The 25,688-nt window shown below is 53.2% G+C and carries 19 protein-coding genes; 14 read left to right on the forward strand and 5 right to left on the reverse strand.

Going from position 1 to position 25,688, the window contains the following annotated elements; all coding sequences use genetic code 11:
- Positions 1-14 precede the first annotated feature (14 nt).
- The gene (locus tag LIX00_RS25595; protein WP_227357502.1) at positions 15-1,262 is read right to left on the reverse strand and encodes an RNA-guided endonuclease InsQ/TnpB family protein; all 1,248 of its coding nucleotides are present in this window, start codon (positions 1,260-1,262) and stop codon (positions 15-17) included.
- A gap of 229 nt (positions 1,263-1,491) precedes the next feature.
- Between LIX00_RS25595 and LIX00_RS25600 the strand changes: the two genes are divergently transcribed.
- The 5 genes from LIX00_RS25600 (at position 1,492) to LIX00_RS25620 (ending at position 5,943) form a co-directional block, all read left to right on the forward strand.
- Positions 1,492-2,424: an ROK family protein gene (locus LIX00_RS25600; protein ID WP_227357503.1), complete on the forward strand. Its 933-nt coding sequence runs from the start codon at positions 1,492-1,494 to the stop codon at positions 2,422-2,424.
- Between the two features lie 186 nt (positions 2,425-2,610).
- The gene (locus LIX00_RS25605) at positions 2,611-3,681 is read left to right on the forward strand and encodes a DUF1616 domain-containing protein (protein ID WP_227357504.1); all 1,071 of its coding nucleotides are present in this window, start codon (positions 2,611-2,613) and stop codon (positions 3,679-3,681) included.
- Between the two features lie 498 nt (positions 3,682-4,179).
- Positions 4,180-4,371, forward strand: coding sequence for a hypothetical protein (locus LIX00_RS25610; protein WP_227357505.1), 192 nt, complete (start codon positions 4,180-4,182; stop codon positions 4,369-4,371).
- Positions 4,372-5,212: 841 nt separating this feature from the next.
- A complete protein-coding gene (locus LIX00_RS25615) occupies positions 5,213-5,482 on the forward strand; it encodes an antitoxin VapB family protein (RefSeq protein ID WP_227357506.1) in 270 nt (89 codons plus the stop codon).
- Positions 5,483-5,673: 191 nt separating this feature from the next.
- On the forward strand, positions 5,674-5,943 hold the full coding sequence (locus LIX00_RS25620; protein WP_227357507.1) for a PIN domain-containing protein: 270 nt from the start codon (positions 5,674-5,676) through the stop codon (positions 5,941-5,943).
- Positions 5,944-6,603: 660 nt separating this feature from the next.
- Here the strand turns inward: LIX00_RS25620 and LIX00_RS25625 are convergent.
- The gene (locus LIX00_RS25625; protein WP_227357508.1) at positions 6,604-8,496 is read right to left on the reverse strand and encodes a CocE/NonD family hydrolase; all 1,893 of its coding nucleotides are present in this window, start codon (positions 8,494-8,496) and stop codon (positions 6,604-6,606) included.
- 148 nt (positions 8,497-8,644) lie between these two features.
- Here LIX00_RS25625 and LIX00_RS25630 point away from each other — a divergent pair, with 148 nt between their 5' ends.
- The 7 genes from LIX00_RS25630 to LIX00_RS25660 all read left to right on the forward strand — a co-directional run bounded on the left by LIX00_RS25630 (position 8,645) and on the right by LIX00_RS25660 (position 17,035).
- The gene (locus LIX00_RS25630) at positions 8,645-10,123 is read left to right on the forward strand and encodes an aldehyde dehydrogenase family protein (RefSeq protein ID WP_227357509.1); all 1,479 of its coding nucleotides are present in this window, start codon (positions 8,645-8,647) and stop codon (positions 10,121-10,123) included.
- Between the two features lie 803 nt (positions 10,124-10,926).
- Entirely contained in the window at positions 10,927-11,091 is a 165-nt protein-coding gene (locus tag LIX00_RS25635; RefSeq protein ID WP_227357510.1) for a hypothetical protein, read from the forward strand.
- Between the two features lies 1 nt (position 11,092).
- The gene (locus tag LIX00_RS25640; protein WP_227357511.1) at positions 11,093-12,529 is read left to right on the forward strand and encodes a sodium:solute symporter family protein; all 1,437 of its coding nucleotides are present in this window, start codon (positions 11,093-11,095) and stop codon (positions 12,527-12,529) included.
- Positions 12,530-12,581: 52 nt separating this feature from the next.
- Entirely contained in the window at positions 12,582-13,742 is a 1,161-nt protein-coding gene (locus LIX00_RS25645; RefSeq protein WP_438267132.1) for a M20 family metallopeptidase, read from the forward strand.
- A 17-nt stretch (positions 13,743-13,759) separates the two neighbouring features.
- A complete protein-coding gene (locus tag LIX00_RS25650; RefSeq protein ID WP_227357513.1) occupies positions 13,760-14,848 on the forward strand; it encodes a C45 family autoproteolytic acyltransferase/hydrolase in 1,089 nt (362 codons plus the stop codon).
- Positions 14,849-15,020: 172 nt separating this feature from the next.
- Positions 15,021-15,770 carry an SDR family oxidoreductase gene (locus LIX00_RS25655; protein ID WP_227357514.1) on the forward strand — a complete coding sequence of 250 codons (750 nt, stop codon included), beginning with the start codon at positions 15,021-15,023 and terminating at the stop codon, positions 15,768-15,770.
- A gap of 2 nt (positions 15,771-15,772) precedes the next feature.
- A complete protein-coding gene (locus tag LIX00_RS25660) occupies positions 15,773-17,035 on the forward strand; it encodes an ArgE/DapE family deacylase (protein ID WP_227357515.1) in 1,263 nt (420 codons plus the stop codon).
- Here the strand turns inward: LIX00_RS25660 and LIX00_RS25665 are convergent, their stop codons facing one another.
- Both LIX00_RS25665 and LIX00_RS25670 read right to left on the reverse strand, forming a co-directional pair.
- Positions 17,036-18,700, reverse strand: coding sequence for an amidohydrolase (locus LIX00_RS25665; protein WP_227357516.1), 1,665 nt, complete (start codon positions 18,698-18,700; stop codon positions 17,036-17,038).
- 288 nt (positions 18,701-18,988) lie between these two features.
- Positions 18,989-20,407: an amidohydrolase gene (locus tag LIX00_RS25670; RefSeq protein WP_227357517.1), complete on the reverse strand. Its 1,419-nt coding sequence runs from the start codon at positions 20,405-20,407 to the stop codon at positions 18,989-18,991.
- Between the two features lie 1,049 nt (positions 20,408-21,456).
- Between LIX00_RS25670 and LIX00_RS25675 the strand changes: the two genes are divergently transcribed.
- A complete protein-coding gene (locus tag LIX00_RS25675; RefSeq protein WP_227357518.1) occupies positions 21,457-21,981 on the forward strand; it encodes an Lrp/AsnC family transcriptional regulator in 525 nt (174 codons plus the stop codon).
- Positions 21,982-22,509: 528 nt separating this feature from the next.
- Positions 22,510-23,826 (forward strand): aminotransferase family protein, encoded by a 1,317-nt coding sequence (locus LIX00_RS25680; RefSeq protein WP_227357519.1) that lies wholly within the window; start codon positions 22,510-22,512, stop codon positions 23,824-23,826.
- Between the two features lie 761 nt (positions 23,827-24,587).
- On the opposite strand, the gene LIX00_RS25685 is transcribed toward LIX00_RS25680, so the two are convergent.
- Entirely contained in the window at positions 24,588-24,971 is a 384-nt protein-coding gene (locus LIX00_RS25685) for a VOC family protein (protein ID WP_368410791.1), read from the reverse strand.
- Between the last annotated feature and the right edge of the window lie 717 nt (positions 24,972-25,688).

Here is a 25,688-nt window from a genome sequence, read left to right on the forward strand (position 1 = left end):
CAAGAACGAGTAAGCTACCACGGCCTAACGGCCGTGGCATTCACCATGGACTCCCGCTCTAACAACGTTGGTACGGCTGTAACGCCGTTCGCGTTCATCATCCCGGTGTTCAAGCGCACGCCTACGGGTGCGCCTCCTTCGCCAGCAGTTTGCGTGCCAAGGAGTCTAAAACCGATGTTCTTCGCCGCGTTGTAATCCGCGTGGTTTGCATAGCCACACTTCAAACACTCAAAGGTGTCCTGCGACGGACGGTTGTCCTCGTGAGTGAACCCACACGACGAACACCGACGCGACGTGTTCGCTGGATTCACCTGCTGAACCGAAATCCCGCGTTCTTCGGCTTTGTACTCAACGTACCGGTAAAGGCGGCGGAACGCCCATGCGTGAAGCCGTTTCGCGCCGGGCATCCGGTCGCGGATATCCGTGAGGTCCTCGAAGGCGATATGCGAACAGCCGCGTTCGTCGGCTTCATCAACCAGTTCGTTCGAAACGCGGTGCAAGAGCTGTTTGAATCGGCCCGTCTCTTTCAGACCGACCGCTTGCATGTTCTCGTGAGCGTAACGCGACCCACACTGTTGGAGCGACGCACGACGCTTTTCGAATTCGCGGTGCCAGTGGTCCAGTTCGGAGGCCGACCAAAATATGCCGGTCGAAGTGACGGCGATGTTTTCGACCCCGAGGTCCACGCCGAGAACCGTTCCGTTCTCGCGTGGTTCGGGAGCGTCCACGTCAGCCTTTGTTCTGACATGGAGGTAGAACTCGTCTGTGGCTTTGCGGTAGTGAAGCGTCGCGCCGGTCGTCTCGTAGTCATCGGAAAAGAGGTACTCCGAATGTGGAGTCTCGCGTTCGTCGTCAGGCAACACGTAGTCGGCGGTGATTCGACCGTCAACAGTCGCAAGCGACGCGTAGTCGTCGTGGAACGTCGCACTTCGCTTGTCGTATTCGAGGAACAGCGACGAGAAGTACGGAAGGCTCGCGTTCTTTCCGCGTTTCCACTTTGCCACGACGGATTTCAACGCGTCTGCCGCGCGGCTTCGTGCCGCTTGAACAAGATTCGCGTGAAGGTCCGTTTCACGACGAACGTCGTCGTACGTGCGGCTGTTGAGTTTGCCTTTGCTCGTTTCGACGTAGCCGTCGTCGTTTCGTGCGTTCAAAACGACGTAGTTGGCGGCCCACCGGAACTGTCGAATCGTCTCGTGAAGAAGGTCGGCGTCGCTTTCGCTCACAGAAAGCTTGACTTGAACAGTTCGCCTGACCTCCATACATCATATATAACGACTATGTTTATAAAGATTAATATACGACCGGATGTCGTCCCGGCAGAAAACGGTAGTACAGTAGTCAAGCGTACGCACTTCCTCCCGCACCTAAAGTCGCGGGTATCCGCGCTGTGGTATCTATGACGGTACTTTAGTATCTTAAACGAAGTAGCAGTTCTGGTTTCTGGTTGATAAAGAAAAAGATTAAACGGAGGTCTTCTGCAGTACAGGCATGGAAAGCATCGCTGTTTTTGGTATTGGAAGCACCCATTTTCGGTATGCTGTAGGAACATCTTCAGGGAAGTTTCTGACTGATATAAAAATCGAGTCAACACAACCAAACGCCCTACAGACACAGATTGTCGATGCGGTTAGACAATTGGATCAGATCGTTCCAGCGACTATTTCTGCAGTTTCAATCTCTTGTACAGGCCTTGTTGATCATCAGGCCGGTATACTCCAGGAACTGGACACTAAACATGGAACTGCAGTTCATGACATTGATCTTAGGAGTACAATTCGTTCCAAATTTGACCTGCCCGTCTTTTTAGAGAATGATTGTACTGCAGCTGCACTTGGTGAATGGCACTTCGGTGCTGGCAAGCCGTATAACTGTGTTGCACACGTTACATTTGGAACGGGTATCGGTGCAGGTGTTGTCGAGCAAGGGCGACTTTTGCGTGGAGAATCTGGACAAGCCGCAGAAGTTGGACTTTTTCCAGTTGCTCCAACCTTCGAACTTGACAGTTTCGGAGTCCCAGGGGCATGGGAAGCTCTCTGTTCAGGCCGGGGAATACCTGAGTACATTACCCACCGGCTCCAAACGGAGAACCGAGAAACAATACTCAAAGATATCTCAAATCTTAAAGCGCGTGATCTTTTCATCGCTGCTGACGCTGGCGATACAGTTGCACAAGCGTATCTAGACCAGATTGCCCGCTATAACGCAGTGGGCATTGGTGTTCTCTGCAATGCATTCAATCCCGGTCTTGTCACCCTTGGTGGCGGTGTCGCACTTAACAACCAACAAACAATCTTAGAGGGCATTCAAACATATGTAGACGACTTTCTCTATGTCGATAAACCGACAATCAAAATTACTGAACAGGGTGATGAAATCGGGCTCTATGGAGCACTCGCCCGCTGTACTGCCGACAGAATATAATATCCGTCATATCTAGTTTATCTTCTAAGATTGTCAATTTGTATTGCCTTCATCGACCACGAAATGGACCATCGAAAGTGGACGCGCCACGGAAACTGATTAGATTGGAAATTTCTTAGAAGTCCTCACATCAGTTGTTTTCTACTCCGGGAAGTTTTTATCTGAGAACAACCCAGAAAGAAGCGAATGGCTCGTGATGTCGATCCCTGGCTTCTCCTTCCTCGCCCGATTCGTCAACTCCCAGCCGATTTAAGTGCGATTGGCGTACTTGTTGTTCTCACGTTAGCAGTAGTCTTGATTCCTGGTCTGAACTCCACACCCCTTCGTGCATTTGTTGGTTTAATATTCGTTCTTTTTCCACCAGGCTATGCATTTATCGCAGCTCTCTTCCCGGAAGGAGTATCGTCAGGAAACACTCTAGAAGAAAGAGAAACTGACTCAGCCACTAGAGGTACTATCCCTCGCCCGGGATCTGGAATCGATAACCTTGAGCGTGTAGCTCTCTCCTTCGGAACAAGCATTGCAATTGTACCTCTTATTGGCCTAATTCTGAATTTCACGCCCTGGGGAATTCGGTTGGTACCTGTATTGCTCAGCCTTAGTGGATTTACTCTCTGTATGACTGCGTTTGCTGCAGTTCGTCGGTGGAACCTTCCCGAGGATGAGCGCTTCCGTGTGCAATACAAACATTGGCTGGCAGCAACCAAAACAGAACTTGTAGAGCCAGAAACGCAGACCGATGCAGCACTTAATGTAGTGCTCGTGATTGCATTACTCCTTGCAGTCGGAAGTGTTGGGTATGTAGTCAGTGTTCCAAATCAAGGAGAATCATTTTCCGAATTTTACTTATTAACAAAGAATGATAGTGGTCAGTTTGTAGCCGATGATTATCCAACTAATTTCACACAAGGAGAAAGCAAACCGCTCTACGTCGGTATCAGTAACCATGAACACCAGCGTGAGTCATATACCGTCGTAGTTCTTCTGCAGCGAGTTGAAGTTGCCAATAATACGACGCGAGTTCAGAACACACAAGAGTTAAAGCGATTTCAGACCACTCTTGGAGAGAATTCTACGTGGCGGAAACAGCATACTATTGCTCCCACTATGGCGGGTGACCGTCTGCGACTCCAGTACTTGCTGTATAAAGATCGTGTACCTCCAAATCCATCGCAGAAATCTGCCTATCGAGAACTTCATCTGTGGATCAACGTTTCCAGTGGTTCTAATTCCACTTCATTGCGTACATCGATGTAGAAACAAAAGATGGGGGTGGAGTGAACGGACATAAAAACATCAAAGTTGGCTAGGTATCTTCTTGTACCATTTCTCGTGAAGTACCTCGAGGATAAGCCCCGAGGCTTCACCGTTTTGTCCGTATCGTCCAGAAATGGACGGACGAAAGCGAATTTAATTCCGCTCGGACTCCCCTTAGGTCGTCTGGAAGTAATACCCGAACACTCGGTGTGTCCGTGAGGATCGGCCGCGCCATCACGGCTCGATGGCGTCCGTCGCACCACGCCGAAGAAATGGGTTTGAGAGAGCCACATTCCTCCGCAACTGCATACAGTTGCGGCGAATTAAGGCCGTTAACTCGTCCAACTGTAGCTCTAAACACGGTAGAAACGCTACTAAAGATCACGCGATACACCCGCGAGGTCAAGCCTCGCGGCACTCTCGCTGTATTACTGTAGAATAAAGGAAGGTGAAGCTAAAACAGAAAATATTTATCAGCAACTATTCTTGATCAGTATAATGGGATATCAAAAGCAACTGAATAACAAAACGAACTCCTGGCTTATGGCCTCTGAGCAGATTATCGTCAAAATTATTACTTTCTTACTTGCCCCAGTCGCTATCTTTGCTATTGGAATTGCGCTTCTCTTAGAAGGGCGGGTCTTTGAATCTGTTTCATGGATTTTTGGTGATTGGAAAGAACCACTCTAAGTAAAACGCCAACCAAGCCAGCATACGATCGTTGTGTTTGCATTTGTTTCTAAGGCACACAAATATCCTGTATTCGTCAGACGCGCGTGCGACTCGTTTCATGTGCAGATTCACACGTAGACTGCAATGAGTTCACCTGCAACCATGCCTGATTCGATCATCTCACGCCTTCAGTCGAACGTCCTCACCCCACCGTACCCTACCGACTCGAAGAAGAAACGGTAGCTGTTCGCATCGAAACGAAAAGCCTCTTGGACGGATCTCCATCAGTCAAAAATGGTCCTCGATCAACGCGCTCCCCCCCATCCTTTCCCTCTGTTCCCCTGACCTGCTTTACAGAGGGTTGAACAAGCGCGACAATGTGGTTAGTACTATATTCTAACTTCGAGGTCTGATGTACCTGTTCCTCAAAATACGAACGGGGGTGGAATTGAACCACCGGGGCCACATCGTCTACGGTGGCCGCCATCGACAACACGAGTTGAAGCATCGATGGTGCTTCTACCAACAAGCAACCCGTTCACGCCCCGGAACTCCCCCGAGAGGTGGAATCGTAGGAGAGCGGTGAAGTGGCTCCCCCACGCCAACCATGACTTTGAGACCCATCGTGACGCGACGTGCTCATGTGTGAGCGAGGTCTCCACCGGGGACTAAGTTCAGCGCGACACCCGCAGTTGCTCCAATGGTCGTCACGGCCATTGTTATGCGGTGCCTGAAAGTGAAAGAAAAGTGCCAGGGAAGGACGTAGAACTGCCACCGTCGCCGGAGACTACTTTTGGCGATCCTGCGAGACTGCCGAGGGTGAGCAACACAAGCATTACGCAAACGTAAACTGTGCACGATGAGCGACACTGCCGACAAACACATCCGGGTTTCGCTCGAGTACTACGAACGCCTTGCTCAGCGACGGCGCGCCGGAGAAAGTTTCGATGACGTGATTGGCCGCCTGCTCGCGGACGAACGCGACCTGCTTGCTGGATTCGGAATCTGGGAAGGGACCGACCAGCGCGAGATCGTCGAAGAGATTCACGCGGCCGGGAAGCAAGAGAGTCGGAAGCGAATCGACGAGTTGAGTAAGCGCCAATCCACCGACCGTGAGGCGCGCGACTGACACATGAAGGTTCTCGATGGCAGTTTTCTGACGGATTACGAGAGCGGCCATCCCGTCACCAAAACGTATTTCGAAGCGAATTCCTCCGACGAGTTCGTGATTTCATCCCCCATTTACCCGCGAACCGTAATATCCCAACTCGGGGGAATCCTCGCGCTTTAGCGCGGGGAGGATGTCAAATCGAATTCTTGTTGGGCGCAGTCTATGGAATAGGCGACCTCACCGTCACACGCGCCCGGCAGGCACTGGAGTGGGCGACAGTTGCGCCCATCACTAAACAGACAGCGCTCGCCGCCATCGACGTCGCCGAGGAGGCAGGGGGACAAGCACCGCAGCTGACCGGGATTGACGCGGTGGTCGTCGGCCTCGCGCGCGAACTCGGGGCGGCACTCGTGTCGAACGACCGTGACCACACCCATCCTGCGGTGCAGGCCGTCCTCGATATCGACGAGTATCGCTGACAGAGTGACCGTTTCATATGTGAGTTAGCATACTATGCTAACGTTTTCGACTATGTCCCTTTCCGGCAAAACGAACGGGGGTGGAATCGAACCACCGGGGCCACCAAGTGGCCGCCATCACCCATGCGAGAACCATCACATAGCGATGGTGCTTCTACCAACAAGCTACCCGTTCCCGCCCGGCACCCCCGGGAAAGTGGCAACGTGGGACGCAACGGACCATCCCACGTACCCTATGGCGAAATACCAGTCGTAGCGCGACGTGCTTATCTGTGGTCGAGCGTCCACTGTCGGGCACCGCGTTCAGTGCGACGCTCGCAATTGTTTCAATGGCCGCCACACCTATTGTTATGCGGTGCCTGAAAGTGAATGAAAAGTAACGAGAGATACGCAGGACTAACTTCCTTCTTCTGCCGACCCATCGTGCTCTATCAATGTGATCTACTCATGCTTCATCACGAGCAGGCAAAGTGAGTGTGAAAACAACTGTCCGTGACATGCTCCCACGACTTCAGTCGTGGGTTTTCTCGCCTGCAATTCTATAACATTCTCGGCGAGGTCGAAGATGAGATCGAAGGATAGGTGCTTTTGACATCCTCCCCGCCTTCAAGGGCGAGACTTTCTCGCCTGCAAGTCCGTAAAGAACATATCGTCGAAGAATTATGTTGCTTCTGGCTCTTTTGTTTGAATCGGCAGTTCGACGTGCGTAGGAAAGTCGGTTTCGTGGTAAACGGTGTTCGTCGCGACGGCGTACTCGCGGTCGCCGTAGAGGTCACCCCCCGTGTTGTGGTTGACGTCGTATCGCGGGTAATTTGACGACGAGATATCAAGGCGGATTCGGTGGCCTGGCTTGAAGACATTCGCCGTCGGATAGAGCTCCATCTCGAACTTGTAAATTTCGTCAGGTTCAACGAAGTCAGGATCAGTTCGGTAGCCGCGATACCGTGCTCGACAGATAGAGTCTGTGAGATTGAGAGCGAAGCCAGAAGGAAAATCCGCGGTCGCTGGATACTCGTCGATGAGCTTCGCAGTGAAGTCCGTATCGAGTGCGTCAGTTGACCCGTAGAGGCGAACACGTATCGGGCCCACGAGCTCAACTGCCTTAGTCAGCGGAGGTGTCCGGAATACGACGATGTCGTTGCGCTCCGCTATGGGCCCATACGGCGGCGTTGCCCCGAACGTCGCTGGCCGAATTCTCTGGTCGTAGCCACCGCGACCGGTGATACTCACCGTCGGTCGATTCTCTAAAGCGAGATCCTCGATTGACTCCTCCCGGGGTTCGAAGGTATAGTACGATGAGCAGTTCCCGCCGAGAGTCGGAACGGGATTTCGTGGGTCGAATTCGTAGGTCGTGGACGAGTTCGTGTCGGTCGGACGCTCCGGTTTGAGACTGCCATCTCCGTGGGCGTAGTACTTGGTAAATACTGTGTTCGGCATTGGCCAATCACTTCCAGCCTTCCACTCTCCACCGTGGAAGAGTCGACCTTCCGTCGTTGCGGAGCCGTCGCCGATTCCCATCTGAAAGTACTGCACCCTGGGTTCGTTCCACGCATCTTCTCCTTTGAGATAATGATCGAAGAACCGGAGCTTCGTTTCCTGGTAGTCCCGAGTCATCTCATCGCCAAAAGCCGTCTCTCCGGCGTACGGTTTTGTCCACGTCGATTGGCCACCGTGAGTCCAAGCACCCATGATCAGGAAGTGATCACTTTCTTTGCGTGATGCGAGTGCAGCGAAGTTATCGCACGTCGCCTTGGCGTAGGAATCGTACCAGGAGCCAGCGTATACGGTGGGTACATCAGCGCTATTGTCGTAATGTGCCTCGAAGTTGATGCTCGGGGATGTCCAGAATTCGTCATTGCCGGGTGTGCTCATGTAGTCAAAGAGGTATTTTTCGTAGTTTGGGATGTACCGTAGAGGCGACTGGCCGGGCGTCACCGGTTCGTTAGCGAGAACGTCCCGAGTGTCGACGTCAGCGAGCCGGCGTTGTATGTCCGGATCTTCAAGCCCCTGTTTCGCGAATCCACCGCCGATAGTCAGCGCCCACGTAAGCCACCGGAGTTCGAATGTCCCATTGTGTCGGAGGGTTGCTTTCCACGCGTTCGCGCCGCCCTGGTTGACGAACATCGCCGATAATGGCGATGGATCTTGAGTCGCCAGCGCGTTCTGCACCCAAGCCATATAAGAAGTTCCCATCGTCCCGATCTGTCCGTCGCAGTATGGTTGCTCCGCCAGCCACTCGACCGTATCGGTGCCGTCCTCGGCCTCATTTATCAGAAGATAGAATTCGCCCTCGCTCGCGTACCGGCCGCGAACGTCTTGGATAGCGACGACGTATCCTCGCTTCGTATACCAGTTCCCTTGGTTCTCGACACGCTGTCGATCGCGTTTGTCGTACGGTGTGCGTACGAGAAGTGCCGGCTTCGGCTCGTCAATCGGTGCATTGGTCTTCTTATCAGAAGGGCGATAGATATCGGTTGCGAGCTTCGTACCGTCACGGGTTTCTATCAATACATCTTGATGCACCGTGACGCCATATTTGGCCTTTGTCACCATACATCATGGTCTGCAGATTGGGCAATAAACGATGCGGTTGAATGGGATACTAGTATTCGAAGTATAATGCCGAAATCAAAGAGGAAAATCAGGAACAAAGCGGATATCCTACCTAATGGTTATTGCCTTGTAAAATACGCTATCATGTATGCAGGCACCGAGTGAACTAATTCGAGACGTCTACGACCTCTACATTGGGGGAGAGTGGATTCCGTCGACAGACGATGAGCGGTTCCCCACCGTGGACCCAGCGACCAAAGAACCGCTTACGAAGGTGGCGGCAGCGAAAGCGGCCGACATTGACCGCGCAGTAGAAGCGGCGCGCGAGGCATTTGCAATATGGCGCGACACAGCCCCGGACGAACGTGGGCGTATCGTTCATCGGATCGGTCAACTCGTGCGTAAACACCGAGATGGACTGGCCGCGCTCGAGAGTTTGGATCAGGGCAAGCCACTCTCCCAAGCGGAGAGCGACATGGAGGGAGCTGCCCGCTACTTCGAGTACTACGCAGGAGCGGCCGACAAACTTGAAGGAACGAGCGTGCCAGTCGGCCCTGAGCAAGTGGACTTCACCGTGCGCGAACCCTACGGCATCAGCGCACAGATTATACCGTGGAATTTCCCCGGTAACCTCTTCGCTCGTGGTGTCGCACCAGCGCTTGTGGCTGGGAACACGGTGGTGGTCAAACCCGCCGAAGAGACACCCCTTTCATCGCTACGACTCGCGGAACTGTGCGAGGAGGCGGGTGTTCCGGACGGCGTGGTTAATGTCGTTACGGGATTCGGCGATCCCGCAGGTAAAGCGCTTTCCTCACATCCCGATGTAGACACGATTACATTCACCGGAAGTGTGTCGACCGGCCAGACTATTATGAAGCAAGCCGCGGATAACGTGACGCCAGTCACTCTCGAACTTGGCGGTAAGAACCCTGCTGTCGTGTTTCCTGACGCCGACTTGGAGGAGGCGGCAAACTGGATTTCCAAAGCGATCTTTACGAATGCAGGGCAAGTGTGCTCGGCCGCTGACCGGGTTCTCATCCACGAGGATATCCACGACGACCTAGTAGACCGAATCGTCGAACAAGCTGTGGGCTATGAAATCGGTTCAGGTTCAGAAAATCCCGATATGGGGCCACTCGCCTCCGAGAAACAATTCAAAAAAGTAATACGATACATCGACCTCGGGCGTGAGGAAGGCGCAACGCTTGCAACGGGCGGGAACGCGCTCAATCGCGATGGTTACTTTGTTGAGCCCACCGTGTTCACCGACGTCGAAAACGACATGCGCATCGCTCAAGAGGAAATCTTCGGTCCCGTACTTACTATCATCCCGTTCACTGACGAGGCAGAGGCATTAGAGTTAGCTAATGACGTGGAGTACGGCTTAGTAGCCGGCGTGTTCACCAGCGACGTCAAGCGTGCTCATCAGTTCGCTCGCCAGTTGGAGGCTGGCAACGTCTACGTTAACAAGTGGTTTGGCGATACGAATCAGACCCCATTCGGCGGATACAAGGCCAGCGGCATCGGACGAGAGAAAGGCCTGGAAGCGCTTAATTCATACCTACAAACGAAAAATATCGCCGTGAATCTTGCCGAGGGCAACAGTGGGGATCTACCAGGTACCTGAATCGTCGTTTTTCGTTTTCCTTCGATTTCAAATGAGATCTTTTCCCTTTAGCTGAATTGCAGGCGGGTAAGCCTCCTTGCTCATGGAGCGACCGACGAGAGCGAGTAGTACGGATACACTCGCCGTCTTTGGTTACTTTCACTGTCCGCCATAGCCCTACTACACCCGCGTTCGAAATTGATAGTAAGACACTCACTCCAATGTCCGGTGTTCAAACGCGACAAAAAGCGTGCATCGGTCGTGGGATTCGAGTGTCCATCCGGTAGGAGTGGGACACTCCGAACCACCTGTAACGGGAAATCGCCTGCGGAGTCTGGAACCGGCCTCAGAACCGTCGGTTCTGATGGGCCACACAAGAGCATCGCTCTTGTGGACGCTGTGGAATCGGTTTCTGCATATTCTGACACAGAAACAGGAAGCTCCCACCGCAACAGGTGAGGGCTGGGTAAGCCCGAACGCGGTAGGTGCGGGTAGTTCACATACCCATTCACCGGTGAAGGACAAATGCTTGCTATCTTGACATCCTCCACACGACTAAAGTCGTGGGCTTTCTCCTGTCCTCGTGTAAAGTGTCGCGTGAACTGATCTTCGTGAACTACGTCGGGGTCACGCCCTACGGTATTTTGACCGTTCTTTCTGGAGAACAGGAATAATGGACATCATTCGAACTTCGATCATACAACCGAACACTATCCATAAAAATCGAAATTATTTGGCATAGCATACATATATTTAGATACATATGATTATTCGATTAAACCAGTATCTATAATAATACGCTCTATGATGTGGAATGTGAACTCATGACAATACTCGGGTTACCACTTGACATGTTCCTGGTGTTCGCATTAACGCTCATCGCCGGTAGCCTAGGCGCGCTCCACTTTGTTGTGGTGCACGTTCTTCTGGGCAAACCCGTGGACGAATCCGGCCTTGAAAAGACGGCGGATACGAGGAGTATTCGGTAGCATGGTGAACTACTTCTACCTCGGTGCGTTCATCGTGTACCTCCTCGTCGTGCTCGCCATCGGGGCGTGGGGGTACCAGAAAACGAGCGACGTCGCCGACTTTTGGGTCTACGGCAAGGAACTCGGCCCGTGGCTCGCTACCTGGTCGTACGTCGCGAACTTCGTCAGTGCCGTCAGCGTGATTGGCTTTATTGGTGCTGTCTACGGCGGCGGCTACTCCATCCTGACGGGCATCGTTCTCGGTCTGATGCTGGGCGTCAGCGGCCTGTACTTCGTCGTCCACAAGGTTCGCGAGCTCGATCAGATTACCTTCCCTGACCTTATTGCCCATGTCACCGGACGGGAATGGGCTCGTCCGGTCGCGGCCGTACCACTCCTCGCCAACGCGTGGGTATACCTCATCATGCAATTGGTCGGAGCGAGCCTGCTCGTGACAACGATCACGGGCGTGCCGTACGAGTACATGATCTGGGTCATCGGATTCGTGTTCATTGCCTATACGGTGATGGGTGGACTCATCAGCGTCGCTTGGACCGATCTAATCCAAGGGTCATTGATGGTGGTGACGGTTTGCCTCGCACTCATATACATGATGTTCGACCTCGGCGGAATAGTTTCGATTAACACGCAATTCACGTCTATGAATTCAGCGAACGCAGCTCCACTTGGCGAGGGTGCGTACACCCTCATTGGCGTTCTCGGCTCACTCGTGGCCTTTTTCGGAACAATCTTCACATCGCAAGCCACGATTGTTCGGATCAACGCGACTAAGGACGTCCGGACGGCCAAATTCCACCTCGCGGCAGCCGGCGTCATTCTCTCGGTCTTCTACATCATGTTGGTGTGGCTGGGCGGAGCGACGACCGTGGCGCTCAATAACGCCGGACTTCCCGTCGATAACGTCGACCGGGCGTTTCCGGTGTTGATTACCGAGTACGTCCCGACATCCATCGGTGTTATCATCATCCTCGCCGTGATGAGCGCAATCCTCTCAACGACCGACACCCGCCTCCACTCCACCGGCATTACGACGGCGCGTGACCTTTACCAGTACTTTCGACCAGAGGCGTCCGATCAGAAGCTGCTAAAAGTATCGCGGTACTCGACAATCTTCTGGGGACTTACCGCGACCGCAATCGCAGTCAATCCTCCTGGGACGATCATCTCACTGTACGAATTCCGCGCAATTCTCCTGACCAGCGCGTTTCTCATCCCCATATATATCGCGTTGTACTGGCGGAATGCAGCGGGCAATGCGATCATCGCTTCAATCGTAACGGGGTCCGTTCTCGGTGTCGGTTGGCAGCTCGGCGGCGGCTACTTCGGTGTCCCGCCCACATTCGTCGGCGTGGGTACGGCACTAATCGTGCTCGTCCTCGGTAACTTCGTGTGGCGAAATGAAACATCACCGACTGCAGCGACCACGCAGGGCGACTGATCGTAACAAACCGTTTTCACAATTCACAGCCATGACACAACAACAAACTTCGATCGACGAAGAACTGACGACGATAATCAGCGAACTGGTATCGCGCGAAACCGAGAACCCACCCGGTAATGAGCGACGAGTTGCCGAGTTCATCTACGAGTGGTTGATCGAACACGATATCGACGCGACGCTCGTCCGCGAACCATACGAGAATCGCCCGCAGATTGCCGCCAGGGTTGGTGACGGTGACCCGACCGTGGTTTTAAACGGTCACATCGATGTCGTCCCGGCGGGCAACCGCGATGAGTGGTCGTGTCCGCCTTACGCCGCGGAAATCGACGGTGAAAGCCTCTATGGACGCGGCAGTGCAGACATGAAAACCGGGGTCGCTGTCGGGATGAAGGCGCTCGTCGACCTCAAGGAATCCGTCGAATCCGACGATCTCGCGGGTTCGCTAGTTTTCCAAGCGGCTATTGGCGAGGAGACAGCGGAACCGGGCACGAAAACGCTCCTCGAACGAGGTTACGACGGTGATTACGGCGTCGTTCTCGAACCAACGGAGATGCGGACTGCGACCAGTGAGAAAGGGTTGGCCTGGTACAAGATCACGGTCACTGGGGAACCCTCGCACGCGAGTCGCCCAGATCAGGGTGATAACGCCATCACAAACGCTCGGCCGGTTCTCGCCGCACTTGAGGACTACGACGACCGAATCGGCGATCGCGAGGACGACCTTGTGGGACAGGCTCACGCTACCGTCACTCAAATCGAAGCCGGTACCAAGGAGAACGTAGTACCAGAAGACGCCGTTATCACAGTCGACCGGCGGTTTCTCCCCTCCGAGTCGGCCGATCAACTTGACGATGAGATCGACGAATTACTCGCGAAGGTTGAAGCGACCCACGGTATCGAGACGTCGTGGCAGCGGACGCGCACCTACGAGTCGGCAGCGATCGACATCAATAGTTCTCTCGCAGAGGTCTTCCGCGAGAAGTCCGCCGAGCACGCAGATGTCTCAGTAGAGCCGTGGGGTGTCAAGGCATCGACTGATGTACGAAACTTCGTCAACGACGCAGGCATCGAGGCAATCACATGGGGTCCTGGCGATCTCAGCCAAGCCCACACGTACGATGAACACGTGAACCTAGTCGATGCTACCACCGGGCTCCGTACTCTGAAAGCCGCACTCAGGGAACTTCTTGACCAGCCGTCAGATCGATGACGCAGTGCAACCCTAAGTTGGACTACGTCACGCTATCCGGAAGTCCGCGTGACCGAGGAGTCACCCATGGTGAGCGGTTTGCAGCCGAGATCAAAGCTAATGTCGACCGATATTTGGCTAAATTCTCCCATTATGGCATCTCCGCTGAGCGGGCGCGTGAACTAGCATGCAAATTCATTCCGCTGATCAACGAGACCGCACCGGCATACGCCACGGAAATGCAGGGAATCGCAGACGGTAGTGGCGTGCCACTGGCGGACGTGGCGCTGCTCAATGCCCGCTACGAGATCACGTACGGGGCCTACGCCGATGCAGCCGAGAAGACGTCGCTTCGACCAACCGACGGCTGTACGAGCTTTGGTCTTCGAGCGACAGTCACGAACGAGGGGCGGCCGTATATCGGACAGAATTGGGACTGGATGTCCGATATCGACGTATTCATGATGGGCGTCGAGCAATCGAACGCACCCAACCATGTCGCTCTCACTGAGGCCGGCATTGTCGGCGGAAAGATCGGTGTCAATGAAAATGGAATCGGAATGACACTCAATGGATTGGTCAGCACTGCCGACGGCGAGCAAACATTCCAAACTCCGTACCACGTCCGGTTCCGTGATGTGTTGAACGCCACACGGTTAAGCCAGGCAATTGGGGCGCTCCTTGAGACTAACCGCGCGTGTTCCGCGAACGTGCTCCTAGGAAGCGAGGATAACGAACTCATCGATCTCGAGATACTACCTCAGTCCGCTAACTACCTCTATCCGTCCGACGGTGTCCTCACGCACGCCAACCACCTTAAAGGCCCCGAGGGAGAAAGTCAACTTGAACGTATTCTTCCGGATACCCTTTGTCGTGAACCGCGCCTTCGACGTCTCCTTACTGACCGGTGCGATACCCTCTCAGTGACGGACATCAAGAATGCGCTACGCGACCACGTCGACCACCCGACCAGCATTTGTCGTCATCAAAACTCGGCCGACCCCGAACAAGAGCGGAGTTCAACGCGTGTCAGTGCTATCATCGATTTGACTGCGAAATGCGTGTCCGCGACTGCCGGGCCGCCGTGTCAAGCGACGTATCACAATTACGCTGTCTCGGAGAGATAAAGATCACCCACTCACAGCTCATCGGCAACTCAAGCGATTATATCGCAACTGCGGTCGGGTAATTCGAGATCTTTTCATTGTACTTCGGCAAACCAAATTATCGTCCGGATTTTCCTTCTTCGGTTTTGATGGTACCCGATAATTTGATACCCGAAAGCGGTAATTGGAAACTATGACTCTCAATGGCAAGGTGGCAGCCGTCACCGGAGCAGGATCCGGAATGGGACGGTCGACCGCTCGTCTGTTCGCGGAACGAGGCGCTGACGTAGTAGTCGTCGACCTCGACGGTAATGCAGCGACGGAGACGGCCTCGGCGATCGAAGATGCTGCCGGCGGGTCGGCGGTTCCCGTGACCGCGGACGTGTCCGATGCTGACGATGTTGCGGGGTTCGTCGAGCTAACGGTCAAGGAGTTCGGACGAATCGACATCCTCCATAACAACGCGGGTATCCCTCAGCAGTCAACCCCCATCGAAGATATAACGGAGGAAGTGTGGGATCGCATCCAGAACGTGAACCTGAAGAGCGCATTCCTTGGCGCAAAGTACGCGGTTCCGCACATGCGAGAACAGGGCGGTGTCATCCTCAATACCGCCTCAACGGCGGGTATTCGTCCACGAACTGGTCTTTCGGCCTACTGCGCCTCTAAGGGCGGAATGATAACCCTGACGAAGCAGTTGGCATACGAACTGGCTGAAGATGGCATCCGCGTCAACGCTATCTGTCCTGTGGCGACCGACACGGACATGCTGCCGGAGTTCGCTGCGGGCGATCTTAGCGTAGAGTCGATGCGTGAGACGATACCACTCGGTCGCTTGGCGGAACCACAGGATGTGGCGCACGCGGCGGTATTCCTCGCCAGCAACGAGGCCGCGATGGTGACGGGTACTGCACTCGAGGTCGACGGTGGGAGGGACATCTAACGATGTCATTGAAGGACGAGATTCACGCTGCAGTCGACGAACGCCGATCAGAGATCGTTGATTTCTTACGCGAATTTGTCTCCATTGAGACGGAAAATCCTGTAGGCCGCAACTACCGCGAGGGTGCGGAGTTCCTCACGGATGTGATGATCGAACGAGGTTACGATGTTGAGATGGTCGAAGTCCCCGATGAACTCGTCGCGGAGCATTATCCAGATAGGACTGCGCACGATCGCGTGAATGTCCTCGGACGGAAGACCGGCGACCAAGCAGGGCCGGACGTGCACTTCACTGGCCACTTCGACGTCGTACCCGCTGGCGAGGACTGGAATTATGATCCCTACGATCCCATCGTCGAAGACGGGTGCGTTTACGGTCGAGGAACCAGCGACATGAAGTCGGGTATCGTGGCCAGCCTCTTTGCCATTGACGCGCTCGAAGCGGCTGGCGTCGACCTTCGTGGATCGATCACCCAAAGCATGACCGTCGACGAGGAGACCGGTGGGTTCACTGGCCTCAGCTACCTCGTCGACGAGGGATACATCACCAAGGAGAATACCGACTACTGTGTTTACACGGAGTGTTTCGACTCCTCACGCATCTGTCTCGGCCACCGAGGTGTCTTGAAGTTTCACGTCACCGCCCACGGCTCCAAGGCACACGGCTGTATGGCACACAACGGATCGAATGCCGTGATGGCGATGAATGATTTCCTCGCTCGCGTCGACGAGTACGAGGATGAACTCCATGCGCGAACAACCGATCTCCCAGTTACACCCTTGGAATCTCAAAAGGCAGATATTTCGACGACGATGATCGACGCCGGTTACTCAGAGAACGTCATCCCAGATCGCTGTCGAGCGACGTTCTACCGGGTACTCGTTCCAGACGAAACCGTCCAAAGCGCCCGTGAGGAGATCCGCAAGCTATTGGACGATTCCAAAGCGGCGACCGGCCGAAAGTTTGAGTACGACGAAATCATGTTCGCCGAACCCACGATCGTTTCCGAGGACTGCGTGGTGAGTGAAACATACACGGAGAACATCCTCGACTTCCACAATGATACTGAACCGGTCGTCTCTCCAGGCTCCGACGACCAACGGTTCATCGTCAACGATGCGGGTATCGAAGAGTGCATAGTCTACGGTCCTGGGTTGCTGGAGCAAGCTCACGTGGTCGACGAATACGTTCCCATTGACGAAATACTCACTGCGACGAAAGTAATGGCCACGTCGACTGCCGATCTCATGAGGGTGACTAAGTGATCAGTCGAGTACTCCTCGCTCATGATCGTATTTCAACTCGCCGCCGACGATGGTGTACTCGACGTCAATACTAATGAGATTCTCGGGCGCGATCGCTCGAGGATCCTTAGAGAGAACGGTCACGTCGGCTAACTTTCCCGATTCGAGCGTCCCTTTTTCCTCCTCGTTGAATCCAAGGTAGGCGGCGTCCGGGCCATAGAGCCTGAGTGCATTCTCGATGGAGACGCACTGGTTTGATCCGACCGTCTCGCCCGTCACTGTTCGGCGAGTCACGGCGGTTTGGAGACCGACTCGTGGATCGCCAGTCGCCACCGGCCAATCGCCATTGGCCGCGGTCGGTACGCCCCGTTCCTGAAGCTCCCTGACTGCGTACGTCCAAGGCATTCGCTTCTGGCCCCAGTAGACCCAATTCCGTGAGACGTCACTGCCAAGGAAACTGATGGACGACGAGACGCAAACTCCGAGTTTTTCGATGCGATCGAGTTGCTCCGATTTCGTGAGACCGCCATGCTCGATGCGGAAGCGGTGATCCATGTCGGAATCGAGCACGTCTTCGTAGGCGTCGAGGATGTGGTCAATGCCGCGATCGCCTTGGCCGTGGACGCAAATACGAAGTCCCGCCTTGTATGCCGTCTTGACGCGGTCAGCGAAGTACTCGGGGCTTATGTGGAGTAACCCTTTATACCGAGGCGAATTCTCCGGAACTTCTTCGCCCAGGTACGGATCGTGCATCGCGGCGGTGCGCCCCGTAAACGCACCGTCCATGAAGTATTTGACGCCCACGATAAACAACTGGTCACTTCCGAAGCCAGTCTCGATGCCGGCCTCTGTGAGGCGAGACAATACGTCGGTGCCGTCGGCCCCGATATCTGATCCAGCGTCTCCCTGAACCATCATCCCGATTCGGACGTGGAGGTCGCCATCGTTGTGGAGTTCTTGATAGATTTTGAGATCCTCCGGAGTGGTTTTCGCGTCGTGAGCGGTCGTCACACCCCATCTGAGGAGTTGGCGTATCGCGCGCTTCACGTGCGCCCTTCGATCTTCGCGGCTCTCATCAGGGATCGCCTCGTGTAGCGGGAGTTCCGCCTGTTCACTCACGAGACCCGATGGTCGGTCATCCTCGTCGCGTTCGATGACTGCAGGCGGTTCCGGATCAGGCGTGTCTCGGTCGATATCCGCACGTTCGAGGGCAGCGGAGTTGTAGATGCTCCCAGTGTGGCCGCCGACGCTGTTTATCTGTACCGGATTGTCTGGCGCGGCTTCGTCGAGATCCCACCGATTGACGTGGCGACCCTCAGCCTCCCATACGAGGCCAAGATTGTAGCCACTTGCATGTATCCACTCGCCGGTAGGCGTCTCTTCAGCGCGGGTGGCGAGTCGATCAAGCACGTCGGCGACTGACTGGTTTGGGGGGGAGCGTGCATTCACGTGCACCATTCGGCGTCCGCCCATCGGAATGTGGAGGTGTGTGTCGATGAAGCCGGGCAATGCTGTGCGTCCGTCGAGATCTATCACTTGTGTGTTTGATCCGACTGCAGTCTTGACCTCCTCGCTCGCCCCCACGGAGGTAATCCGATCGTTTACGATTGCAAGCGCCTCTTCCTCCGGATTTTCATCCGCGAGTGTAAGTATCGTCCCATTTGTAAGCACCAAATCTGCGTGCATATATTCTATCTCGCATAGGGAATGTTAACATTTTGCATGCTTGGGGACACTAAGGAGGCGTGTTTGACCATGGCGTCTTACACCATTCAAAAAATGAAAATTTTTTTATATATGGTTGGTGTACTTGATTGGCATCCCGCCTAAAGGGTGAAGCGTTGCGCCTATTTCTATAGAAGGACATGGCGAATGCTGTGGTTCTTCTCGGTTGTAAAACTAACACGAACTCTAACGAAACCTCATCACCGTATTGAATTTCAACGGCTGTGACAGGCGGTAATTGGTTCCTTCTCACTCAGCGGTGAGATCGAACGGAGGTTCGATCCTCGGCGGAAGCGGCGTTTGGTACCTCCGATCACCGGTTACTTCGTGGAACTCCTCATTCGCCTGGACCACGATACTTGGGTTCTCAAGGAGTACATACGCGGTCCCACCGAGAACTTTTGCGGCATAGACAGCCCCCTTCTTTCCAAAATCTCCGTTGGCTGCAGTCGCCTGCCACGTGTGTGCCGGCGTTCCAACTGCCCACGTAGCCGCTCGGAACTGGCCGGTCGGCGTAATCCAACTTACGTCGCCCACCTCGGTTGAACCGCCGCCGACTTCCCCTTCCGCGTGTGGCGGAATCGGCACGTCGTAGAGATGCGCCCCGCGTATTTCGTCAGTGTACTCCTCGGGGACGTCTTCGAGACTCGCCTCGATCTGATCATCGGAAATCGTCTCCGTAAGGTCGGCCGCGAACGCGCGGTCGTCGTCAGAATAGCCGATGTCACCAAGTTCTTGCATGGTCTCCCAGATAACGTCAGTCACCGTACGGTTAGGAAGGTAATCCCAGCACCCTGTGATGTATCGGCGGTTCACGTCCGTCTGAGTCATCATCGATGCGGCTTCTGCAATATCGGTCAACCATTCGCTAATGCGTTCGACTTCGGAGCGTGTGGGCGCACGGACATAGTACCAAACGGTTGCCTCCGAAGGTACGACATTGGGAGCATCGCCGCCATTTGTGATGACGTAGTGGACACGGGCTTTCTCGGAGATGTGTTCTCGCATATATTCGACTCCAGAGTTGAGCAGTTCTACAGCGTCGAGCGCACTCCGACCTGACTCAGGTGAAGCAGCAGCGTGAGCAGATACGCCTTCGAAAGTGAACTGAATTGAGTCGAGCGCGAGCGATCGGTCGAGCGTGGGCGTACTCAGGGTACTCGGGTGCCACGTTATGGCGGCGTCAAGATGATCGAATGCACCGTCGCGGGCCATGAAAACTTTCCCAACGAGCGTCTCCTCCGCTGGACAGCCGTAAAACTCGATGGTTCCGTCAATATCACCACGTTCGATGGCGCGTTTCACCCCAACTGCCCCACCAACGCCTGCGACCCCGAAGAGGTTATGGCCACAGCCGTGTCCTGGTGCACCCTCCTTGATCGGGTCACGCTCCGATGTCACCTTCTGAGAAAGATCGGGGAGCGCATCGTACTCGCCGAGAATGCCGACCGTTGGATCACCGCTTCCATACGAGGCCACGAACGCTGTTGGCATCCCTCCAAGTTTGATCTCAACGTCGAATCCTTCCTCTTTTAACCGGTCTAATAGAATCTGTGCAGATTCTTCTTCGTGGAGGCCCAGCTCAGGTGTTTCCCAAATACGCTGGGCCATCGATAGTAGCCGTTCTCGCTCACTCTCGACATCTTTGAATACACGCGTTTTCGTCATGATTTTCACTCGCCCGCTGCAACCATTAACATTCGCCTCCCTACCGACCTTCGCCGGTTTTCGTACTCCAGCTACGAGTTTTCAACGAGATTTCCCCGACATCAATTCCTTCGCGGATATCCATCAGTTCCATAGACAATGTACGGGCTGGCCTATCGACCTCGCTAATGGAAGAAACTGGAATCGTTTTCATGGAGAAAGCCGGTAACGCTGACCGCAGAAACGTCACACGGTTGTAAATACGTTTTATGTGTCTGGCCAGCATACAATGTAAATCAAGTATAAAGAACTCAAACGCTACGTCGAAGACGAACTCACGTGGCGCGAACAACAACTCACGACACGGTTACGGTGGTGGATCTTCGGTAAACAGGGGGAGTAAGTGACGCCTATTGTCAGACGTCCGTGCGACTTGTTTCAATTGGAGCATCCATAAGAGTCCACTCGACTCCTACGTTCGGAAGACGTGTATTCCTCTGTTGGGAATCCTCCGCTCACTACCCTTGCCGCTTCCTAAACGATCTTGGTGGTTACTACCACGCCAATAAGTGTCGGGATGGATTATCAAGAGATTCGACCCGACGAACGTGAGACCACCTACCAAGACCGAATCCACTCACGTTTTGGGGAATATCCTGACACCGTCGTTAGAACCAATCCACGCACCACCGTCCCCTCTATAACCGCAAAACAACCGCTAAACAAAATCAACCTACGGCTACTCGATAATTGCTTACATTGGTTCGTGTCATGTGGTTTTATTTCGTGGTAGAGTGGCAACCTTCTCAGGCGGGGGTCACTGACGCGGGCTCTCTCACGCCACTGACGACGACGTCACTCCCACGTCCGTAGCTTGCTTCAAGGCAAACGCCGAGTGTTGCTTGAGCATCCACCCATGTTTGTCGTGCTGGAAGAACGTGATCGCGTCCTTCGAGAGTTGTTCAACGCGCCTTGTGATTGTTATTGCAAAGAACCGACATATTTTGCACTGCTTAGCACACTCCTGCTATAGCAAGGTTTTCTTGATAGACCCTCCTTAAATGAACCAGATGAACGACGCACTTCGCACGGCACCGAATTTAGATGAGACCGACCTCGCCATTCTTGAGCGAGTAGAAGATAATTTCGATGTTAGCCTTGAAGTATTGGCCAATGAACTCAATCTCTCGAAATCTGCGGTTCATTATCGCTTAAAGAAACTCAAGGAGAACGGCGTAATTCAGGGAATTACTGCCGATGTCGACCCACTCATGTTTGGACTAGAAATGGTTGCGATTACTGAAGTTACTGTGGCTCACGAAAGCGGTTACTCAAAAGAGATAGGAGAGGAATTGATGAACCTCAAAGGGGTTGAACAAGTCTTTTACACGATGGGTGATGTCGACTTCATTACCATCAGTCGAGTACAGTCTCGAGATCAATTGAACGACCTTATTGACCGTATCGTCGCTATCGAAGGTGTTAACGAAACCTCATCACGATTCGTAATGCAAGAATTCGAAACGAACTGTACGATTACAGATAACCTCACGGAAGAGGCTCGCGACGTCGTGGTTAATTCGTCCGATAACTAATTTTATTATAGGTTGGGTTTTGATTGATTGCCACTTCGATATTTTGTATATACTACCGCTGCCACTAATAATACTCTACTATTCTCATCCTTAATTTTGAAAGTTTAATAAAAAAGAAGTTATATTTATAACGTTATTAGGAGGACATAATCTATTGATACACGCTTGCCGAAGGTGAGTCGCATTGGAAAGCCGTTCTTTGTTAACGTCGCGATCTTAGAAGGCACTGTGATTGTGGTTCAGACACGTACAGGTCAGCACTCCTTTGTCTGTTTTGGATGTGTCTTTGGAGGATGCAAGGTGGAAAACGCAAAGATGCACTCGAATCGCACGAGAATTGAGAACCACAGTCCATTATGAACTAAATTGACTACCTAAACGGCAAATTACTGGACCAAACCTAGTATTCATTGGATGACATGTTGTCTAGCGAAATTCCGCCATTTGGTGGAAAATATTCGCATATTTCGCATTTTGACGGACATAGTTCAAGGAAGAGTTCATAACGACGGAGAAAGATCATAATATATGGCTCAACAGGAGACCAGAACAGCGAACCCGGCATTGATCCACCATTGGTATGATCCGAACACTACTCCATTGAATATAACTGACGGTGATGGTGTCTCCGTCTGGGACGACAACGGAAAAGAGTACCTTGACTTCTGTTCGCAATTATACTGTACAAATCTCGGGCATAGCAACGAGGCTGTGATCGAAGCGATGGATGAGCAAGCACACCAAATTCCATACGTATCGTCAGCAAAGCGTACACCGGTTCGTGAAGAGCTTGCCTCACAACTCGCACAAATCGCGCCGGATGGACTCTCTAACACGTTTTTTTCGGTCTCAGGAAGTGAAGCCAATGAGATCGCTGTACAACTTGCGCGTGAGTACCAAGATGCCCCAACGGTTCTCACCCGCTGGCGATCCTATCACGGTGGGACATACGGTGCTGGTGCCCTGACTGGAGATCCTGAAACCCGAGCGACTATCGAACGTCATGCAACTACCTCGGGGGCAGCAAAATTCCTCCCACCAATTCCTAAAGCGTTCGACACGCACGATCCCGCAGAACTCGCCCGACGAGCAGGTGAACACCTCGAGTTTGTAATCCGGAATGAAGATCCTGATTCAATCGCTGCAATACTAACAGAACCAATTGCTGGGACAAGTGGCGCTTTCCCTGCGCCACCAGGCTATTTCGACCATGTCCGAGATCTCTGTGATGAATACGATATTCTACTGATCTCTGATGAAGTTATTACCGGATTCGGACGCTGCGGGGATTGGTTTGGGATTCAAACCGAGAGTGTGAACCCGGACATGATTACTTTCGCCAAAGGCATCACAAGCGCATATACACCGCTTGCTGGCGTTATTACAACTCCAGAGATCGCCTCATTTGTCCAAACAAATGGTTTCGATATCGGACAAACCTTTGGCGGCCACCCTGTCGGCTGCGCGGCTGGTTGTGCCGCACTTGAGGTCTATGCGGATGGCGTCATTGATAACGTGACTGATCAAGAAACGATACTTGAAACTGGATTGCAAGAAATAGAAGCTGAACATACTGTTGTAAGCGATACCCGCGGACGCGGGTTCTTGTGGGCAATCGAATTTACAGATCCAGAAACGGACGAGCCATTCCAAGATCCGCGCGTTACCGATGAGGAAAACCCTGTCAGGGATGTACTTCAGGAATCTCGGAAACGAGGAGCTCTATTTGGAAGTGGTCGCCCAGGATTCCAAATTATCATCTCACCACCACTTATTGCGGATCAGAATGACCTGCAGCAGGCACTAGATATCCTCAACGAATCGATCACTGCTGTATTTGGGTGAATCCCTCTCAAGATTACAGCTCCATGGCTTTACTGTGGTCGTATCAGTTGTTGGTTGTCGGGGACAACGTCTTCGACGGTGATTAGCGATGTACTGACTATCGCATCGAAATGACAATAAGATTTAGAAGAAGTGAGTGGTTTTCTGGTTGCTTCTGGAAGCGTCGATGGACGAGGGACTCCGTCCAGGTGGCGCAACTGCCTATGGGGTCCTCTTCTAGACATCAAGTATGACTGAGGTATCCGGATCTCCGAATGTGATCGAAATCGTTCGTCCAATTTCCTAGCTAGTACCGGTTGTCATTATACTCAATCAACTAAGATCTGTCATGTGTGGTAGACCGATTCCGCGGTTTTACTGGTATGGGAATTTATATATACTTTATAAAAACGCCGATTCCACAATTTCAGGAATGCTAATTATGGAAAGAACCCTCTTCTGAAGAATACTGGTGAAGTAGAGAAAATGATTCCACTGTTAGTGGAATCACAAAACAAAAGCGTGCAGGAGAATCTCTCACCAGCGATACTACCTCTATACTCATACTCTACGCTGGTGGATGATGGGTGATTAGAACCAGCATGCTTAATTCAGAAGCCTGAGAGCACTCATCGCATTTTTGAAATATGGCTATACCTCTCAGTCTCTCATCTATCCGACGTAAGAAGAGAATGCTTATCAAATTCCACCCTTCGTAAAATTCAGATAATTGCCAACAACGGCATTACCTAATACAATTGAAAGGATAGTACGCTACTCTGTTATGCCTCGACGACTTCGACAAAATTGCCGTCTGGGTCGCGGAAAAACAGGATCGAGGTGCCGATCTCGATTGGTTGAGGATTGCTTATCGGCTCAACGTCCTTCGGGAGAGTCTCGTAAAACGTGTCGATGTCGTCGACGGAAAACCCGATGTGCTTTGCTCCATGTTGATTGATGGCGTTTGCTGTAGTGTCATCGCCGACAGGGTCGTATTCAATGAGTTCGATACGGGTACCACCAGCATCGAGGTGGACGAAGTCGCCAGTCACCTCCTCAACATCGATTGCGGTGGCAATGCCGTCATCACTGAGAGTGAACTCATCAGCGATGGCGAGGCCGAGGGTATCCCGATAGAACGAGACGGCCTCGTCAAGGTCACTCACGACCACTCCCACATGATGGGTTTGTAACGTTGTCATAATCGACAGTCCATACACGTCGACGAACCCGTATGAAGGTTCTGCAAGAACACGTCTAACCGTGTGACCACTCGACGCTAGTGAAGGGTTGCGATGGATCTATGTGATTTGGATATTGCCGTCTACTGAAAATGCATATCCAACTTCGTTTCCTATTTGAGAAGTTTATCAGTCGTTCAATGGCTTGGTATCGGTATGGAGCGGACAGCAGGGTCGTCGACGTTCATCATCATTCGGAGTGCAGTGAGTGGCGAGAAGAAGAGCGAGACGCCGAACCGTTCGATGATTCAAAATGCTGCTTCGGGGTCGAGGGCCCCCCACGTACGCGACGATGGGGCGCCCATAATACAGGGTGGGAAACACGATTCAAATAGGGACGCGACCCACGCCCTTGTAGAGGGGGTCTAGGCGACATCCGACTCACGAACTTCGAGGTTGCAGAACGTGGTCAGGAATAGCGGGAGGTGGCCGAACAACATTCAATGGGCGTGGTGCACTCCCTTTGGCTCCCCCGTCGTTCTGCTCGCGTAAATGACGATGGCGTCGTCTTCGGCGTCGGTTTCGGCGACGTCCCAGTTTCTTGAATGGCCTCTCATCGCGTACTCCAAGATTTCCGTCTTCGCCGTCAAACTTCGGAAAGTATATGAGGAGGGGTGTGAGTAGTTGAATAACAACACAACC

The organism is Haladaptatus salinisoli, from assembly GCF_020614375.1.
Classification (GTDB): domain Archaea; phylum Halobacteriota; class Halobacteria; order Halobacteriales; family Haladaptataceae; genus Haladaptatus; species Haladaptatus salinisoli.